The 16,476-nt window shown below is 68.2% G+C and carries 17 protein-coding genes; 15 read left to right on the top strand and 2 right to left on the bottom strand.

Translation table 11 applies throughout. The features are described 5' to 3' along the window. Together DFR72_RS07600 and DFR72_RS07595 are read right to left on the bottom strand one after the other, a co-directional pair. Window positions 1-534: a DUF3558 family protein gene (locus DFR72_RS07600; protein ID WP_090066627.1), complete on the bottom strand. Its 534-nt coding sequence runs from the start codon at window positions 532-534 to the stop codon at window positions 1-3. Further along, entirely contained in the window at window positions 534-971 is a 438-nt protein-coding gene (locus DFR72_RS07595; protein ID WP_143086744.1) for a type VII secretion target, read from the bottom strand. Before DFR72_RS07595 ends, DFR72_RS07600 begins: the two co-directional genes overlap by 1 nt. 284 nt (window positions 972-1,255) lie before the next feature. Between DFR72_RS07595 and DFR72_RS07590 the strand changes: the two genes are divergently transcribed. The 15 genes from DFR72_RS07590 (at window position 1,256) to DFR72_RS07520 (ending at window position 16,132) form a co-directional block, all read left to right on the top strand. Then, window positions 1,256-1,906: an L-threonylcarbamoyladenylate synthase gene (locus DFR72_RS07590; protein ID WP_090066625.1), complete on the top strand. Its 651-nt coding sequence runs from the start codon at window positions 1,256-1,258 to the stop codon at window positions 1,904-1,906. 81 nt (window positions 1,907-1,987) lie between these two features. Further along, on the top strand, window positions 1,988-3,130 hold the full coding sequence (locus DFR72_RS07585; protein WP_090066624.1) for a glycosyltransferase family 4 protein: 1,143 nt from the start codon (window positions 1,988-1,990) through the stop codon (window positions 3,128-3,130). Window positions 3,131-3,234: 104 nt separating this feature from the next. Continuing rightward, complete coding sequence (locus DFR72_RS07580) at window positions 3,235-3,681, top strand: Cg1360 family ATP-synthase-associated protein (RefSeq protein ID WP_090066623.1); 447 nt, start codon at window positions 3,235-3,237, stop codon at window positions 3,679-3,681. A gap of 149 nt (window positions 3,682-3,830) precedes the next feature. Then, entirely contained in the window at window positions 3,831-4,607 is a 777-nt protein-coding gene (atpB, locus tag DFR72_RS07575) for a F0F1 ATP synthase subunit A (protein ID WP_090066622.1), read from the top strand. Between the two features lie 61 nt (window positions 4,608-4,668). Beyond that, window positions 4,669-4,914 (top strand): ATP synthase subunit c family protein, encoded by a 246-nt coding sequence (locus tag DFR72_RS07570; protein ID WP_090008758.1) that lies wholly within the window; start codon window positions 4,669-4,671, stop codon window positions 4,912-4,914. Between the two features lie 31 nt (window positions 4,915-4,945). Then, window positions 4,946-5,491, top strand: a complete 546-nt coding sequence (locus DFR72_RS07565) for a F0F1 ATP synthase subunit B (RefSeq protein ID WP_090066621.1) — start codon at window positions 4,946-4,948, stop codon at window positions 5,489-5,491. 3 nt (window positions 5,492-5,494) lie between these two features. Further along, on the top strand, window positions 5,495-6,328 hold the full coding sequence (locus DFR72_RS07560) for a F0F1 ATP synthase subunit delta (protein ID WP_090066620.1): 834 nt from the start codon (window positions 5,495-5,497) through the stop codon (window positions 6,326-6,328). Between the two features lie 46 nt (window positions 6,329-6,374). Beyond that, window positions 6,375-8,021, top strand: a complete 1,647-nt coding sequence (atpA, locus tag DFR72_RS07555) for a F0F1 ATP synthase subunit alpha (protein ID WP_090066619.1) — start codon at window positions 6,375-6,377, stop codon at window positions 8,019-8,021. Window positions 8,022-8,029: 8 nt separating this feature from the next. Next, window positions 8,030-8,944 (top strand): F0F1 ATP synthase subunit gamma, encoded by a 915-nt coding sequence (locus DFR72_RS07550; protein ID WP_090066618.1) that lies wholly within the window; start codon window positions 8,030-8,032, stop codon window positions 8,942-8,944. Continuing rightward, window positions 8,937-10,373: a F0F1 ATP synthase subunit beta gene (atpD, locus tag DFR72_RS07545; RefSeq protein WP_090066617.1), complete on the top strand. Its 1,437-nt coding sequence runs from the start codon at window positions 8,937-8,939 to the stop codon at window positions 10,371-10,373. The genes DFR72_RS07550 and atpD overlap by 8 nt, the downstream gene beginning before the upstream one ends. Window positions 10,374-10,498: 125 nt before the next feature. Continuing rightward, window positions 10,499-11,707 (top strand): MFS transporter, encoded by a 1,209-nt coding sequence (locus tag DFR72_RS07540; RefSeq protein ID WP_090066616.1) that lies wholly within the window; start codon window positions 10,499-10,501, stop codon window positions 11,705-11,707. Window positions 11,708-11,723: 16 nt separating this feature from the next. Further along, the gene (locus DFR72_RS07535; protein ID WP_090066615.1) at window positions 11,724-13,229 is read left to right on the top strand and encodes an ABC transporter transmembrane domain-containing protein; all 1,506 of its coding nucleotides are present in this window, start codon (window positions 11,724-11,726) and stop codon (window positions 13,227-13,229) included. Beyond that, on the top strand, window positions 13,226-14,956 hold the full coding sequence (locus tag DFR72_RS07530) for an ABC transporter ATP-binding protein (RefSeq protein WP_090066614.1): 1,731 nt from the start codon (window positions 13,226-13,228) through the stop codon (window positions 14,954-14,956). The genes DFR72_RS07535 and DFR72_RS07530 overlap by 4 nt, the downstream gene beginning before the upstream one ends. Before the next feature lie 356 nt (window positions 14,957-15,312). Then, on the top strand, window positions 15,313-15,678 hold the full coding sequence (locus DFR72_RS07525; RefSeq protein ID WP_090066613.1) for a F0F1 ATP synthase subunit epsilon: 366 nt from the start codon (window positions 15,313-15,315) through the stop codon (window positions 15,676-15,678). A 22-nt stretch (window positions 15,679-15,700) separates the two neighbouring features. After that, complete coding sequence (locus DFR72_RS07520) at window positions 15,701-16,132, top strand: DUF2550 domain-containing protein (protein ID WP_090066612.1); 432 nt, start codon at window positions 15,701-15,703, stop codon at window positions 16,130-16,132. The last annotated feature ends 344 nt before the right edge of the window (window positions 16,133-16,476 follow it).

Below are 16,476 nucleotides of genomic sequence, written 5' to 3'. Positions count from 1 at the left end.
TTACGGCAGCTTCGCCGCGACCTTCTCTGCGGCCTTCTCGGCACGTTCACATGCTGCGGCGGTGTCTTCACGCGCCAGGTCCACCGTCCCGATCACCGAAACGGTCGAGCTGTCGGTGACGGAGATCCAGATGGCGCACGTGCTCTTCGCGCCCTCGAACCCCTCGGAGCGGATCGCGTCGAACTTGCCAATCTTCGTCTCGACGTCCTTGTCACCCTTGGTGTTCAGGTCTTTGACGCCGGCATCGGGTCGGACGCTGACGCTCACACCGCCGTCGCCGCTGACCTTCCAGCGGCAGTTGTCGGCGGCACCGAGCTTCTTCGCTTCCCCTGGGTATTCGAGTCCGAACCCCTTCACTTCCGCCTCGCTGAGGAGATCGCACGACTTGACGGACGCGAGTCCGGACGCCGCGCCGGAGGTGTTGGTGGGAGTCTCTCCGCCACTCGGTCCTGGCTGTGGGGTGCCCGCCGTACCGGTGCACCCGGCGGACAACGCCGTGAGACCGATGGCGGCGGCGATCAAGGTTCGCTTCATTACTTCCCGTTCAGCTTCTTGAGGGAGTCGGCTTGCGATTGATCCACGTTCTGGTAGGAGGCCCGACTCTTCTCCACCTGTTCGATGAGCGACTGGATGACCTTGGTGATGTCGACCAGCTGTTGTGTGGCGTTCTCGCCGAACTGCTTGTTGAGCTGGCTCATCTGCTGGGCGTAACCCCCACCGAGCTTGGTGTCGGCCGTGAGTTCGCGCTTCGCGTCGAAGACCTCGGCCAGCGCGTCCTTCATCTCACGCAGCTTCTTCACCATGCTGTCGACGACGGCCGGATCGACGGAGAACGCTCCGGATCCGGTGGCCGCCGCCACCGCGTTGCTGGCAGCCGCGATGTCCGCGACACCGGTGCCGAGCACGGACTGCACGTTCTGCTTCGGCAGAAAACTGCCGCGCTTCCCCCATGATGTTGCTTCCTCGGACACAGAAGCTCGACCCTCCCCATTGCGCTCCGTGGTCGACTCATGACCATACAGTTGTGCGACCGTTTGGGGGATGCGTTGAACTACTTACCCTGTTTGGGGTGAAACTTCACCTGGTCAGGGCGGTCATGGCCGCGCGAAGTGAGAACGAACGCGCAGGTCCGGGACAGCTGGTCACGTCGCGAAGGGCTCAACGACGACGCCGACGCCGTCCCTGCCCGGTTGCCGCAGTCGGATAGGGCAGGCCTTGCGTCACCCTGCCGTGGAGGCTGGCTAGGCTCACCGAGGTGAGCACGGTCTACGACTGCAGCGAACCGGGCAACCGCACGGCGGGACTTGCCGCCGCCGCCGGAGCGGTGCGGAGCGGACGCCTCGTCGTCCTTCCCACCGACACCGTCTACGGGATCGGCTGCGACGCGTTCGACGCCGAAGCCGTCCGGAGTCTTCTCGACGCCAAGGGACGTGGGCCTGACATGCCCGTGCCCGTGCTGGTCGGGTCCTGGACCACGATCGACGGGCTGGTCCTCAGCGTGCCTCGGCAGGCGCGGGCGCTCATCGAGGCGTTCTGGCCCGGTGGGCTCAGCATCGTGCTGCCGCACGCGCCCAGCCTGGCTTGGGATCTGGGGCAGACGCGCGGCACGGTCATGCTGCGCATGCCGTTGCACCCTGTGGCCCTGGAGCTGTTGCGCGACGTCGGGCCGATGGCCGTGTCCAGCGCGAACAAGACCGGGCACGCGCCCGCGTCCAGTGCGCAGGAGGCTCGTGACCAGCTCGGGGACGCGGTGCCCGTGTATCTCGACGGTGGACTTAGTGGCGAGAACGTCGCCTCGACCATCGTCGACCTCACCGGGCCCGACGCGCTGATCCTCCGCGAGGGTGCGGTCACCAAGGAAGACGTCAACGAGGTGCTCGGCATCGAGGTCGAGGTCGCTCGGTAGTGAGCGGCTGCCAGAATTGATCATGGTCGCCGCGGGTACCGTGGCGAGCACCCCGAACACTCCCGATTGATTGGTAGGCCCGTGGGGCCCGCATCCTCGTTCATCCTTCCCGTGCGCGAGTACCTGCTCGTCGCGTTGATCGCTGCCGTCGTGACGTTCCTGCTCGTGGGTCTGGTGCGCGCGATGGCGTTCCGGCTCGGGGCGGTGGCGTACCCGCGGCAGCGCGACGTGCACGTGCAGCCGATGCCGCGCATGGGTGGTGTCGCCATCTACGGCGGCGTGCTGGCCGGCATGTTCGTGGCGCACCAGTTGCCGGTGCTGCGGGCGGCGTTCGACTTCTCCAACGACCCGTGGGGCGTCATGGTCGCGGGCGGCGTCATCGTGCTCGTGGGTGCGATCGACGACAGGTTCGAGCTCGACTCGCTCACCAAGCTCGCCGGCCAGGTCACCGCGGCGGGCATCCTCGTGCTGTTCGGCCTCCAGTGGATGATCGCGTGGGTGCCGTGGGACGGCGGCGCGACCATCTCCCTCGACCAGAACCAGGGCGCGCTGCTGACCGTGCTGCTCGCGGTCACCATGATCAACGCGATGAACTTCGTCGACGGCCTCGACGGCCTCGCCGCCGGCATCGGTCTCATCGCCGCCGCCGCGACGGCCGCGTTCTCGATCGGACTGCTCGTCGAACGCCAGGGTGCCGTCGAGGCCTACCCGCCGGCCCTGATCGCCGCGGTGCTGGCGGGTGCGTGCCTGGGCTTCCTGCCGCACAACTTCAACCCCGCGCGCATCTTCATGGGCGACTCGGGCTCCATGCTCATCGGCCTCATGCTCGCCGCCGCCACCACCAGCGCGTCGGGCAAGATCAACCAGGCCACCGGCAGCGCGGCCGACCTGCTCGGTCTGCTCTCCCCGCTGATCGTGGTCGCCGCCGTGCTGTTCGTGCCGCTGCTCGACCTGCTGATGGCGATCATCCGCCGCACCCGGCGCGGCGAGAGCCCGTTCTCCCCGGACAAGATGCACCTGCACCACCGGTTGCTGGAGATCGGGCACTCACAGCGCCGCGCCGTGCTGCTCATCTACTTGTGGGCAGGCGTCCTGGCGTTCGGCGCGGTCGCGCTCACGCTGTTCGACCCGATCATCGTGGCCACGTGCTTCGTCATCGGGCTGATCGTGACGTTCGTGGTCTCGGTGATCCCCCGGCTCAGGGACGCCCGCAGCAAGTCCTGAAAGTTCGCCGAGAATTGGTGTGCCATCTTGTTTGGGGCCGCTTAACCACCGTTAACGAGGGGCTGCCCGCAGGTGCCGGAATGCGGGTTCCTAGACTTCGGGACATGAGCGACGCGGACAAGGCCGTCACGCACGAGCTGACCGTCCAGCGACTCGCCGGGGAAATGTTCCGCGAGGCCGCGTGGGCCGCGCTCGGCACGTTTGTCCTCGGCGTCGTCGTGTCAACTGTGATCTGGGGGACCGCTGGTCTCTTCGGATCATTGATCGGTGGTGCGATCGCGATCGGTTCGAGCCTTGCCACGCTGTTGTTGATGCGCAAGACGGCGGCACTCGATCCGATGTTCGTGATGGTCGCCGCACTCGGTGGATTCATGGGCAAGCTGATCGTGTTGCTGCTCGCGGTGATCCTGCTGCGCAACCAGTCGTGGCTCGAACCCAAGGCGCTGGGAATCACCCTGGTGGCGACGGTGCTCGTCACGTCGTTCCTGGAGGCCAGAGCCTCCAAGCGCAGCCGTAGTCAGATGGTGGTCCCCGCCTCCGAAGGCGCCTAGACCTGCTGCTATGGTCCGCGCAGACCAGGGACACCCGATAGCAGGGGTGCCTCTGGCAGTCGCTTGCGAACCGTAAGGTACGTTAAGTCCAGATCGTGACGATTCCCCCGGCGGAGTGAACGCCGGCCGGGAGAACCGGAAGGAACACAGTGACCAAGTTGCTGGCTTCGGGGGGCGAGTTCGTCGCTCCCGGTGTGAAGGACTTCTTCCTCCCGCCGATCTTCGGCTCGGTCACGAAGCCGATGGTCCTGCTGGTGCTGTCCATCGTGATCATCGCCGTCTTCTTCATTGCGGCGACCCGCAACCTCAAGGTCGTTCCCGGCAAGTTCCAGTTCGCCGCCGAGTCGCTTTACGACTTCGGGCGCAACAACATCGCCAGGGAGCAGATCGGCGCGAAGGACTTCAAGCCCTTCATCCCGCTGATCCTCACGATCTTCACCTTCATCCTGGTGAACAACCTGTTCGGGCTCATCCCGATCGTCCAGTTCCCCACGATGTCGCACATCGGATTCCCGCTCGCCGTCTCGTTGCTCGTCGTTTACCCGGTGTACCACTTCGTCGGGTTCAAGCGGCACGGCTTCGTGGGCTACTTGAAGCACCAGACGATTCCGCCGGGCGCGCCGTGGTTCGTGCTCCCGCTGCTGATCCCGATCGAGTTCTTCCAGAAGTTCATCCTGAACCCGCTCACGCTGGCGATCCGAGTTTTCGCTGCCATGTTCGCGGGTCACCTCCTGCTGCTGGTGTTCACCCTGGCCGGTGAGTTCCTGCTGCTGAATGGCGGCCTGACCGTCATCGTGGCGCCGGTGTCCTTCGCCTTCGCCATCGCGCTGACCTTCCTGGAGGCGCTGATCATGTGCCTGCAGGCCTACATCTTCGCGCTGCTGTCTGCCAGCTACATCGGCATGGCGCTGGCAGAAGAGCACTGAGAAACGCAAAGCCTCCGATCCGCGAAATCTCGCGGACCGAGTTGGAAAGGGAACAGCAACAGTGAGCGCTATCCAGATCGCCCAGGACGCCGTCAACCTGAACCAGGGTCTCGCGGCCATCGGCTACGGCCTCGCGGCCATCGGCCCGGGCATCGGCGTGGGTCTGATCTTCTCCTCGGTCATCAGCGGCACCGCCCGTCAGCCCGAGGCCCGCGGCGTGCTGCTCGGCCTGGCGTGGACCACCTTCGCCATCGTCGAGGTCCTCGCGCTGATCGGCTTCGTCGTGTACTTCATCGCGACTGCCTGACCGACCTCTGATCGCGTTAGGAGAAACGGTGATGGACACCCTCATCCTGGCTGCGGAGGGTCCGGTCAACCCGGTCATTCCGCATACCTCGGAGATCATCCTCGGTCTCGTCGCGTTCCTGCTCCTCCTCTTCGTCATCAAGAAGTTCGTCTCACCGCGCTTCGAGGCGTTGTACGAGGAGCGAACGGCCAAGATCGAGGGTGGCATCGAGAAGGCCGAGCAGGCTCAGGCCGAGGCTCAGCGTGCTCTCGAGCAGTACAAGGAGCAGCTGGCCGAGGCTCGCGCCGAGGCCGCGCGCATCCGCGACGACGCACGGGCCGAGGGCCTGCAGATCGTCGAGGAGATGCGTGAGCAGGCGCAGGCCGAATCCGCGCGCATCGTCGCGCAGGGCCAGCACCAGCTGGACGCTCAGCGCGCCCAGATCGTCGCGGAGCTGCGTGCCGACCTCGGCCGCACCGCTGTCGAGCTGGCGAGCAAGGTCGTGGGCGAGTCCCTCGAGGACGACTCCCGCCGCCGTGGCACCGTCGACCGCTTCCTCAACGAGCTGGACGCCGTCGCGGCGCCCGCGAGCAAGTAGAGGCTGCCGATGACGTTGCATGCCGCAAGTCGTGAAGCTCTGGCAGCCGCGGAACTGCGGCTGCTGGAGCTGGCCGACGCCACCACGTCGACGGACGACCTCGCCAAGCTCGGCGAGGAGCTCTTCGCCGTGCTCGACGTGCTGATCGGTCAGCGCTCGCTGCGCGGCGCGCTCGCCGACGCCTCGTCCGAGGCCGCCGGTCGTGAGCAGCTGGTTCGCGGCCTGTTCGCGGGCAAGGTGAGCGAAGCGACCCTGCAGATCCTGGTCGCCGTCGTGACCGCGCGCTGGTCCAGCCCGCGCGAGCTCGTGGACGGTGTCGAGTCGCTCGCCCGCACCACGCTGCTGGTGCGTGCCGAGCGCGACGGCCAGCTGGACTCGACTGAGGACGAGCTGTTCCGGCTCGGCCGCATCGTGGCTGGTTCGAACGAGCTCGAGCTGCTGCTGGCGGACCCCGCCGGTGACGTCTCCGGCAAGGTCGCGCTGGTCGACTCCCTGATCCAGGGGAAGGTCAGCCCGGTCACCAAGACGCTGGTGGGCCAGCTGGTTCGCAACCCGCGTGGAGTGCGTGTGGCGGACGGGCTCTCCGAGCTCGCCGACCTGGCGGCCAAGCGCCGTCAGCGTTCCGTCGCGCACGTCCGGTCCGCCGTGGCGCTGACCGCGGAGCAGGTCGACCGCTTGACCGCGACGCTGACCACGATCTACTCGCGCCCGATCGCGCTGCACGTCGAGGTCGACCCCTCGCTGGGCGGCGGCCTCACGATCAAGATCGGCGACGAGATCATCGACGGAAGCGTCGCCGGCCGGTTGGCGGCACTGCGCCGCAATCTCGCCAGCTAGCCCCCGAGCCCTTTCCCAAGAACGAAGAAGTGAGAGCAGGAACGACATGGCGGAGCTGACGATCTCGTCGGACGAGATCCGCAGTGCGATCGAGAAGTACGTCTCGAGCTACTCCCCGGAGGTCTCCCGGGAAGAGGTCGGTACCGTCTCCGAGACCTACGACGGCATCGCCATCGTCGAGGGCCTTCCGGGCACGATGACCAACGAGCTGCTCGAGTTCCCCGGTGGCGTCCTCGGCGTCGCCCTGAACCTCGAGGTCCGCAACATCGGTGCGGTCATCCTCGGTGACTTCGACAAGATCGAAGAGGGCCAGGAGGTCCGCCGGACGGGCAAGGTCCTGTCCGTGCCGGTCGGCGACGGCTTCCTCGGTCGTGTCGTCAACCCGCTGGGCACGCCGATCGACGGCCTCGGTGACATCGTCGCCGACGACACCCGCGCCCTGGAGCTGCAGGCGGCTTCCGTGCTGCAGCGTCAGCCGGTGTCCGAGCCGATGCAGACCGGCATCAAGGCCATCGACGCGATGACGCCGATCGGTCGCGGCCAGCGTCAGCTGATCATCGGTGACCGCAAGACCGGCAAGACCGCGGTCTGCATCGACACGATCATCAACCAGAAGAAGGCCTGGGAGTCGGGCGACCCGAAGCAGCAGGTCCGCTGCGTCTACGTCGCCATCGGCCAGAAGGGCTCCACCATCGCGGGCGTCAAGGCCGCGCTGGAGGAGGCGGGCGCACTCGAGTACACGACGATCGTCGCCGCCCCCGCTTCTGACTCCGCCGGCTTCAAGTGGCTGGCGCCGTACACCGGCTCCGCCATCGGCCAGCACTGGATGTACCAGGGCAAGCACGTCCTGATCATCTTCGACGACCTGACCAAGCAGGCCGAGGCGTACCGCGCGATCTCGCTGCTGCTGCGCCGCCCGCCGGGCCGCGAGGCCTACCCCGGCGACGTCTTCTACTTGCACTCGCGTCTCCTCGAGCGTTGCGCGAAGCTCTCGGACGAGCTCGGTGGCGGTTCGATGACGGGTCTCCCGATCATCGAGACCAAGGCGAACGACGTGTCGGCGTACATCCCGACCAACGTCATCTCGATCACCGACGGTCAGTGCTTCCTCGAGTCCGACCTGTTCAACGCCGGCGTCCGCCCGGCCGTCAACGTGGGTATCTCCGTTTCCCGCGTCGGTGGTGCCGCGCAGATCAAGGCGATGAAGGACGTCGCGGGCTCGCTGCGCCTCGACCTGTCGCAGTTCCGCGAGCTGGAGGCCTTCTCCGCGTTCGCGTCCGACCTCGACGCCGCGTCGCGCGCCCAGCTGGACCGCGGTGCCCGTCTGGTCGAGCTGCTCAAGCAGGGCCAGTACTCCCCGGTGCCCGTCGAGGAGCAGGTCGTCGAGATCTTCGCCGCGACCAAGGGTCACCTGGACGACGTCCCCGTCGCCGACATCCGCCGGTTCGTCGCGGACTTCAAGGACTCGCTGCGCCGCAACCACGCGGACGTGCTGAGCAGCATCGTCGAGACCAAGAAGTTCCCCGAGGACTCGCAGAAGCGCGTTGCCGCCGCCGTTGCCGAGTTCAAGAAGCAGTTCACCGCTTCGGACGGCACGACGATCGTCAACGAGGCGCCCGAGAAGGCGATGGACGCCGACAAGGTCGCCCAGGAATCGGTGAAGCTCCACAAGCCCGAGCCCACCAAGAAGTGATCTGAGCCATGGGCGCACAGATTCGGGAGCTCCGCCAGCGGATCCGAACGGTCAACTCGACCAAGAAGATCACGAAGGCGTACGAGCTCATCGCCACGTCTCGCCTCGCCAAGGCGCAGACCAGGGTCGCGGCCTCGCGTCCCTACGCGGACGAGATCACGAACGTGCTCTCCGCGTTGGCCGAGGCCTCGGCGAACCTCGACCACCCGCTGCTGTCGGAACGGGAGAACCCCAAGCGTGCCGCCGTCCTGGTCGTGACCAGTGACAAGGGCATGTGCGGTGGTTACAACGCGAACGTGCTCAAGGCCGCTGAGCAGCTGATCCAGCTGCTCAAGTCCGAGGGCAAGGAGCCGGTGCTGTACGCGACCGGCCGCAAGGCGATCGGGTACTACAACTTCCGCCGTCGCGAGGTCACCGCGTCGTGGAGCGGGTTCTCCCAGACCCCGCACTACGTCAACGCCGTCGAGGCCGGTGACGCGCTGGTGGAGGCGTTCCTGGAGGGCACGGAGAACGGTGCGCAGGGCGTGGACGAGATCCACGTCGTGTACACGGAGTTCAAGTCCATGCTGAGCCAGACGCCGACCGCCAGGCGGATCGCGCCGATGGACGTCGAGTACACCGGTGAGACCCCCAAGGGCCCGCGCGCGGTGTACGACTTCGAGCCCAGTGCGGAAGCGCTGCTCGGAGCGATGCTGCCCAAGTACGTGAAGACGCGGCTGTTCTCGGCCATGCTGGAGGCGGCGGCTTCGGAGTCGGCGGCTCGTCGTACGGCCATGAAGGCGGCGACGGACAACGCGACGGAGCTCGTGCGCAACCTCAGCCGGGCGGCGAACTCGGCCCGTCAGGCCCAGATCACCCAGGAGATCAGCGAGATCGTCGGTGGCGCCTCCGCGCTTACCGGTGGCGCAGGAAGTGATGACTGACATGAGTGCTACTGCCACCACCACCCGCACCGGCCGTGTGGTCCGGGTGATCGGTGCGGTCGTCGACGTGGAGTTCCCGCGCGGCGCCGTGCCAGAGCTGTTCAACGCCTGCCACGCCGAGATCACCTTCGAGGCCGTCGCCAAGACGCTCACCCTCGAGGTCGCTCAGCACCTCGGCGACAACCTGGTCCGCACCATCTCGATGCAGCCGACCGACGGTCTGGTGCGCGGTGCGACCGTGACCGACACCGGCAAGGCCATCTCGGTCCCCGTCGGTGACGTCGTCAAGGGCCACGTCTTCAACGCCCTCGGTGACTGCCTCGACGTGCCCGGCCTCGGCCGCGACGGCGAGCAGTGGGGCATCCACCGCAAGGCGCCCGCCTTCGACCAGCTCGAGGGCAAGACCGAGATCCTCGAGACCGGCATCAAGGTCATCGACCTGCTCACCCCGTACGTCAAGGGTGGCAAGATCGGCCTGTTCGGCGGCGCGGGTGTCGGCAAGACCGTGCTCATCCAGGAGATGATCACGCGTATCGCGCGTGAGTTCTCCGGTACGTCGGTGTTCGCCGGCGTCGGTGAGCGCACCCGTGAGGGCACCGACCTCCTCCTCGAAATGGAGGAGATGGGCGTTCTCAGCGACACCGCCCTGGTCTTCGGTCAGATGGACGAGCCGCCCGGCACGCGTATGCGCGTCGCGCTGTCCGCTCTCACGATGGCGGAGTACTTCCGCGACGTGCAGAACCAGGACGTGCTGCTCTTCATCGACAACATCTTCCGGTTCACCCAGGCCGGTTCCGAGGTGTCGACCCTGCTGGGCCGCATGCCTTCGGCCGTGGGTTACCAGCCGACGCTGGCCGACGAGATGGGTGAGCTCCAGGAGCGCATCACCTCGACGCGCGGTCGGTCGATCACCTCGCTGCAGGCCATCTACGTGCCCGCGGACGACTACACCGACCCCGCCCCGGCGACGACCTTCGCCCACCTGGACGCGACGACGGAGCTTTCCCGTCCGATCTCCCAGAAGGGCATCTACCCGGCCGTCGACCCGCTGTCGTCGTCGTCTCGAATCCTCGAGCCGTCGATCGTCGGCGAGGAGCACTACCGGGTCGCCCAGGAGGTGAAGCGAATCCTGCAGAAGTACAAGGAGCTGCAGGACATCATCGCCATCCTCGGCATGGACGAGCTCTCCGAGGAGGACAAGGTCCTCGTCGGTCGCGCGCGTCGTCTCGAGCGCTTCCTCGGCCAGAACTTCATCGTGGCCGAGAAGTTCACCGGTCAGCCCGGCTCCTTCGTGCCCATCAAGGACACGATCGAGGCGTTCGACCGCGTGTGCAAGGGCGAGTTCGACCACTACCCGGAGCAGGCGTTCTTCTCCTGCGGCGGGCTGGACGACGTCGAGGCCAACGCCAAGAAGCTTGCCGGTAACTGAGGCTCGCTGACTTTCGAAGGGCCGTCCCTCCTTTGTGGAGGGGCGGCCCTTCGTCATGTCCGGAGCACTTGACGTTTCCGGTGGATGGAAATCGCACTCCCGATCGCGGGCCCTGACGTCGCACGATGCTCGGCATCACCAGGCGCCTCGGCGAGGAGGAAGAGCGCGTGAACAAATGGGTGTTGCCGCTGTGCTGGACCGCTGTCCTGCTCGACGGCTTTGACCTCGTGGTGCTCGGGACGGTGATCCCTGTGCTGTTGCAGGAGAAGCTGCTCACCACGGCGAGCGCCAGCGCGGTGTCCACGGCGGGCCTCGTCGGGATGATGCTCGGCGCGTTGATCATCGGGACCATCACCGACGTCATCGGGCGCCGCAAGGTGATGATCTACGCGGTGGCCGGGTTCTCCGTGTTCACGCTCGCCTGTGCGTTCGCGCCGGACGCGACGACGTTCGGGATCCTCAGGTTCCTCGCGGGACTCGGCCTCGGTGGCTGTCTGCCCACGGCGATCGCGCTGGTCAACGAGGCTCGGCCGCAGCAGGGCGGGCGGGCCACCACGCTCATCATGACCGGGTACCACGTCGGTGCGGTCATCACGGCGCTGCTGGGGATCGTCCTCATCCCGCAGCTGGGCTGGCGTTCGCTGTTCGTGGTGGGGGCGCTGCCGGCGTTGGTGCTGATTCCGTTGATGGTCAAGCACTTGCCGGAGACGGTGACGCGCAGGGCTCCGGCTCTGGAGGCGGTCGGATCGCTGTTCAAGCCGGGCCTGCGGAGGGCGACGATCGCGTTCTGGGTGGCGTCGTTCATGGGCTTGTTGCTCGTGTACGGGCTGAACACCTGGCTGCCGCAGATCATGCGCAGCGCCGGGTACGAGCTCGGGACGGCGCTGGCGTTGCTGCTCACGCTCAACATCGGTGCGGTGGTGGGACTTCTGATCGCCGGCGCGGTCGCTGACCGGATCGGGATCAGGCCCGCGGCCATCGGGTGGTTCGCGGCTGCCGTGGTGTTCCTGGCCTTGCTGAGCATCAAGCTGCCGGGTGTGGGCGTGTACGTGGCCGTGTTGCTGGCCGGGTGCTTCGTCTTCAGCGCGCAGGTGCTCGTTTACGCCTATGCGGGGCGGGTCTACCAGGAGAACCGGGCGACCGGCATCGGCTGGGCCGCTGGGATCGGGCGGCTGGGTGCCATCAGCGGGCCGCTCCTCGGCGGTGCGTTGCTCACGGCTGGATTGGCGCACCCGTGGGGCTTCTACGCGTTCGCGTTCATAGCGGCGTTGGGCGCAACGGCCGTTGGTGCGATTGGGCTGAAGGCGAAAACGGTCGTGGCGCCCGCCGGGTGATGGCAAGGTCGGGTGCATGGCCCGACACGTTCCGTACGACGACCCGGGGACGCCGGACGTCCGCTCGCCCTGGCGGTACCTGTGGTGGCTCGTGCTGGTGCAGCGCGGGCGGGTGCTCGCCGGGGCGTGGTGGGGCTCGTTGTCGATGTGCGGGCTGATCCTGCCGCCGTACCTCATCTCGCGGGCCGTCGAGGACGGTGTGCGGGGCGGCGACCGGGTCGCGTTGCTGTGGTGGTGCGGTGCTCTGCTCGCGACGGCGGTGGGGCTGGCCCTCGTCTTCATCGCCCGGCACCGCACGATGACGCTGGTGCGGACCGATGCCTCGTTGCGCACGGCGCAGATCGTCGTCCGGCACGTCACCCGGCTCGGCGGGGTGGTGCGGCGGAAGCTGTCCACAGGGGAGCTCACGTACCTGCAGAACGGCGACACGGCGCGGATCGCGCACGCGTTGACCAGTACCGGGCCCGGAGTGGGTGCCGTGGTCGCGTACGTGGCCACCGCGGTGTTGCTGGTGCGGATCTCGCCGCTGGTCGCCGTGGTGGTGTTGCTCGGGGTGCCGGTGCTCGCCGTGGTGACCGGGCCCGTCCTGAGCCGGCTGCACGCCGTGGAGGCCGGGTACCGGCAGCGGCAGGGCGAGCTGAGTTCGCGGGCCGGCGACATCGTGGGCGGGCTGCGGGTGCTGTCCGGGATCGGCGGGAAGCCGGCGTTCGAGGCGCGGTTCCGCGCCCAGTCGCGGGAGGTCCTCGAAGACGGCTACCGGGTGTCGGCATGGCTGAGCTGGGTGCAGGCGCTGACGTGGGGGCTGCCCGCGTTGTTCCTCGCCGTGGTCACGTGGATCGTGGCGCGCATGGTGGTGAGCGGTGCCATCTCGATCGAGGAGATGCTCGCGGTCTACCTGTACGTCACCACGCTGACCGTGCCGGTCGGCTTCTTCATGGAAGGGGCGGACGCGATTCCCAGGGCACTGGTGTCGGCGCGGCGAGTCATCGACGTTCTGCGGTTGCAGCGTGAGGAGGACGGCGGCGACGCCGAGCCGCTGGACGTGAAGACCGGCGCGTTGACCGTGGTCATCTCGGCGAACGCGACGCTGGCGAGGGCCGCCGTCGAACGGTTGCCGGGGGTGGTGGCGGACAACGACGACTACCTGTTCGCGGGCACCGTGCGCGAGGCGGTGTCGGTGGCGGTGCACGGCGACCACGAGCTGGACGAGGCGTTGTACGCGGCGGCCGCGGTGGACGTCGTGGAGGCGTTGCCGGACGGCCTCGACTCACACCTGGAATCGCAGGGGCGCAACGTTTCCGGCGGTCAGCGGCAACGGCTGCGGCTCGTGCGGGCGTTGCTGAGCGAACCGGAACTGCTCGTGCTGGTGGAGCCGACGTCCGCGCTCGACGCCGTGACCGAGGCGGCGGTGGCGAAGAGGGTGCGGGAGAGGCGGACGGGCCGGACCACGGTGGTCGTGTCGTCGTCGCCGTTGTGGGCGGGCCAGGCGGATCAGGTCGTGCACCTGGAGGAGAGCCGATGACCAGGCTGCCGATCGCGGACCGCCGTGAGGTGCGGCAGGCGGCGGCGCGGCTGCTGCGGGGCGAACGGCGTGCGCTGGCCGGAGTGCTCGTGCTCACCGCGCTCTCGGCGTTGTCGGGGCTCGTCGGGCCGTACCTGCTCGGCAAGATCGTCGGTGGCGTGGAGGCCGGTTCCCTGACGCTGTCCACTGTGGACCAGCTCGCCCTCGGGGTGCTCGGTGCGGCGGTGCTGCACCTGGTGCTGGTGCGGTACAGCGCGTTGCGGGCGGCGAGGCTCGGCGAACGGTTCCTGGCCTCGCTGCGGGAGGAGGCGGTGACGCGCACGCTGGCGTTGCCCGCCCGAGTGGTCGACAGGTTGAGCACCGGCGACCTGCTGACCCGCGTGACGAGCGACGTCGGCACGGTCGGCCAGGCGTTGCGGGACAGCGTGCCCGAGGTGCTCGCGGGCGCCGTGCACCTCGTGGTCGTGTTCGTGGCGGTGTTCTGGCTCGACCCGGTGCTCGGCCTCGTCTCATTGGCGGGCATGCCGTTCGTGGTGTGGGTGGTGCGCTGGTACCTCGCCCGTGCGCGCGACGCGTACCTCGCGGAGAGCGAGGCCAACGGCGACGTCGCGGAGATGTCCGCGGCGGTCGGCGAGGGCAGCCGGACGATCGAGACGTACGGCCTGAGGGCCCGGATGGTGGCGGCGGCGGACGAAACGATCGCGCGGTCGTACCGGGCGCGGCTGCGGACGCTCGCGCTCAGGAACGTGCTGTTCCCGGTGACCACGTTCGTGAACATGCTGCCGGCCGCGCTGGTGCTGCTCGTCGGTGGCTTCTTCTACGCGGCCGACGGCGTGCGGATCGAGGTCGTCGTCACCGCCGTGTTGTGGGTGTGGCGGCTGGTCGAGCCGATGGACCGCATCCTGTTCTGGGTCGAGTTCCTGCAGCGCGGCGGCGCGTCGTTCGCGCGGATCGAGGGGATCGGCGCCCACGTCGAACCCGCTCCCGCCGTCCGCGAACCGGACGGCGACCGCATCGAGGTCAGCGGAGTCCATTACTCCTATGTGGACGGCCACGAGGTCCTGCACGGCGTCGACCTCGTTGTGCAGCCGGGAGAGCGGCTGGCGATCGTCGGCGTCTCCGGTGCGGGCAAGTCGACGCTGGGCCGCTTGATCGCGGGCGTCGACCGGCCGGGGGAGGGGTCGGTGCTCGTCGGCGGCGTGCCCGTCGCCGGCCTCACGGCAGCCGGGCAGCAGCGGATCGTGCTGGTGACGCAGGAACACCACGTGTTCATCGGCACGGTCAGGGAGAACCTGGCGATGGCGGCCCCGGACGCTCCGGACGGCCGGTTGCTCGAAGCGTTGCGCACCGTCGGCGCGGGGTGGTTCGAGGAGTTGTCGGAAGGCTTGGACACGCTGCTCGGCGCGGGCGGACTCGAACTGGATCCCGCGCAGGCCCAGCAGTTGGCGCTCGCCCGCGTCGAGGTCGCCGACCCGCACACGTTGGTGCTCGACGAGGCGACGTCCTCGCTCGACCCGGCCACGGCCAGGCACGCGGAACGCGCGATCGCGGCCGTGCGGGAGAGACGCACGGTGATCGCGATCGCGCACCGCCTGCAGACCGCACGCGACGCCGACCGGATCGCGGTCGTCGACGCGGGCCGCGTCGTGGAGTTGGGGTCCCACGACGAACTGGTCGCCAGAGACGGCACCTACGCGACGCTGTGGCGTTCCTGGCACGGCACCTAGGGGAGCTGAACACGTTTGGCTCCGGTGAGACTTCGGTCACGGGCTCACCCGGCTCTGCGGCTGCGTTGGCCTGCGCGGTGCGCGCGTACGCTTCCGGTGAGGAGCTGGTTCGGCGCCACTTGCCGTACATGGTCTTGAGGACGTCCTGCAGAATGTCCTCAGCGTCGCTTTTGTCGCCGCCGCACAGCAAGCGGGCGGCGCGCGACAGGGCCTGCGACCGCACCGCCACGAAGCCCTCGAAGTCCTGCACGTCTCCCCTTCGGCGGTCGTCGAAGGTGCTGACACCGGGCGGGGCGGCAAGGTCGTCAGGCGACCGTTTAGACTCAGTTCGACTCCAGACGACGAGGGAGATACGCGTGGCCGAGATGACCGTTGAACTGGTCGCCGTTGAACGCCGTTTGTGGTCCGGTAAGGCCACCTCTGTTTCGGCGCAGACCACCGAGGGCGAGATCGGCATCCTGCCCGGTCACGAGCCCGTGCTCGGCCAGCTGGTCGAGGGTGGCGTGGTGCGGGTGCGCACGACCGACGGTGGCCTTGTCACCGCCGCTGTGCACGGTGGCTTCCTCTCCGTGACCGGCACCGGCGTATCGATTCTCGCCGAGGACGCCGAGCTCGCGGGCGAGATCGACGTGAACGAGGCGCGCACTGCTCTGCAGGACGCGGACGACGCAGAGCGCGCACGTGCGGCAGCGCGCGTGCGGGCCGTGGAACAGTCGGCCTGAGACCGGGCACGAGGCCGCAGCCGTGGGGATCACCGAGATTGCCGGCCTGATCCTTCTTGGGGTGGCGATCGTCATCACCTGCTTCGCCTGGCGCCGCATCCGGCTGCTGCGCGAGGGCGGTGTGCACGTCGCCCTGCGCAGCAAGTTCGACGATCGCGGGCGTGGCTGGCACCTGGGCGTGGGGCACTACCGGGGCGACTCGTTCGCCTGGTTCCGGGTGCTGTCGCTCGGGTCAGGCCCGAACGAGCTGATCTCACGTGACGGGCTCGAGATCGATGCCCGCCGCGAGCCCACCGGGCCTGAGGCCTACGCCATGCCGGTCGGGGCGATCGTGCTGCGATGCAGGTCTGCCTCTGGTGAGGTCGAGATCGCCATGGGGCCGGACGCTCTCACCGGGTTCTTGTCCTGGCTCGAGTCTTCGCCTCCGGGGCGATCGATTCCCTGGGCTTCTTAGATTGTGTGAACGACCCGTCGGGGGTTCCCCGGCGGGTCGTTTTGCGTGCGGGTCGTTTGCTGGCGGGTGGTTCCTGTCCCAGCGGGGTTGTTCGCGTTCCCGTGCGAGAGGTCGCCCTTGCGAGGGTGGGCGCGCGGGGTCGGAACGGAACTGCGCGGGGTTGCGATTGGGGCTTGAAGGGCCCGAATCGCAACCCGGCGCCCTAGGTTCAGACGGCTCGACTCGCATCGCCACGCCAGGTTGGCAGCGTGGTCACCATGCGGGGGCGGGCGCCGGTTGGCCCCGCGCGGGTCGGGTTGCGGTGGCTGGTTCCCGTTCCGGCGGAGGGGTCGCCTTGCGGTGGC

This window comes from Lentzea flaviverrucosa, from assembly GCF_003350445.1.
Classification (GTDB): Bacteria; Actinomycetota; Actinomycetes; order Mycobacteriales; family Pseudonocardiaceae; genus Lentzea; species Lentzea californiensis.
The sequence above is the reverse complement of the archived record's forward strand: the minus strand, read 5'-3'. Positions and strand labels throughout refer to the sequence as shown.

Excerpts from the sequence above, each read along its gene's own strand:
- DFR72_RS07565 (WP_090066621.1), top strand. The coding sequence starts at position 4,946 with ATGGACACCCTCATCCTGGCTGCGGAGGGTCCGGTCAACCCGGTCATT.
- DFR72_RS07600 (WP_090066627.1), bottom strand. The coding sequence starts at position 534 with ATGAAGCGAACCTTGATCGCCGCCGCCATCGGTCTCACGGCGTTGTCC.
- DFR72_RS07540 (WP_090066616.1), top strand. The coding sequence starts at position 10,499 with ATGCTCGGCATCACCAGGCGCCTCGGCGAGGAGGAAGAGCGCGTGAAC.
- DFR72_RS07535 (WP_090066615.1), top strand. The coding sequence starts at position 11,724 with ATGGCCCGACACGTTCCGTACGACGACCCGGGGACGCCGGACGTCCGC.
- DFR72_RS07550 (WP_090066618.1), top strand. The coding sequence starts at position 8,030 with ATGGGCGCACAGATTCGGGAGCTCCGCCAGCGGATCCGAACGGTCAAC.
- DFR72_RS07580 (WP_090066623.1), top strand. The coding sequence starts at position 3,235 with ATGAGCGACGCGGACAAGGCCGTCACGCACGAGCTGACCGTCCAGCGA.
- atpD (WP_090066617.1), top strand. The coding sequence starts at position 8,937 with ATGACTGACATGAGTGCTACTGCCACCACCACCCGCACCGGCCGTGTG.
- atpA (WP_090066619.1), top strand. The coding sequence starts at position 6,375 with ATGGCGGAGCTGACGATCTCGTCGGACGAGATCCGCAGTGCGATCGAG.
- DFR72_RS07530 (WP_090066614.1), top strand. The coding sequence starts at position 13,226 with ATGACCAGGCTGCCGATCGCGGACCGCCGTGAGGTGCGGCAGGCGGCG.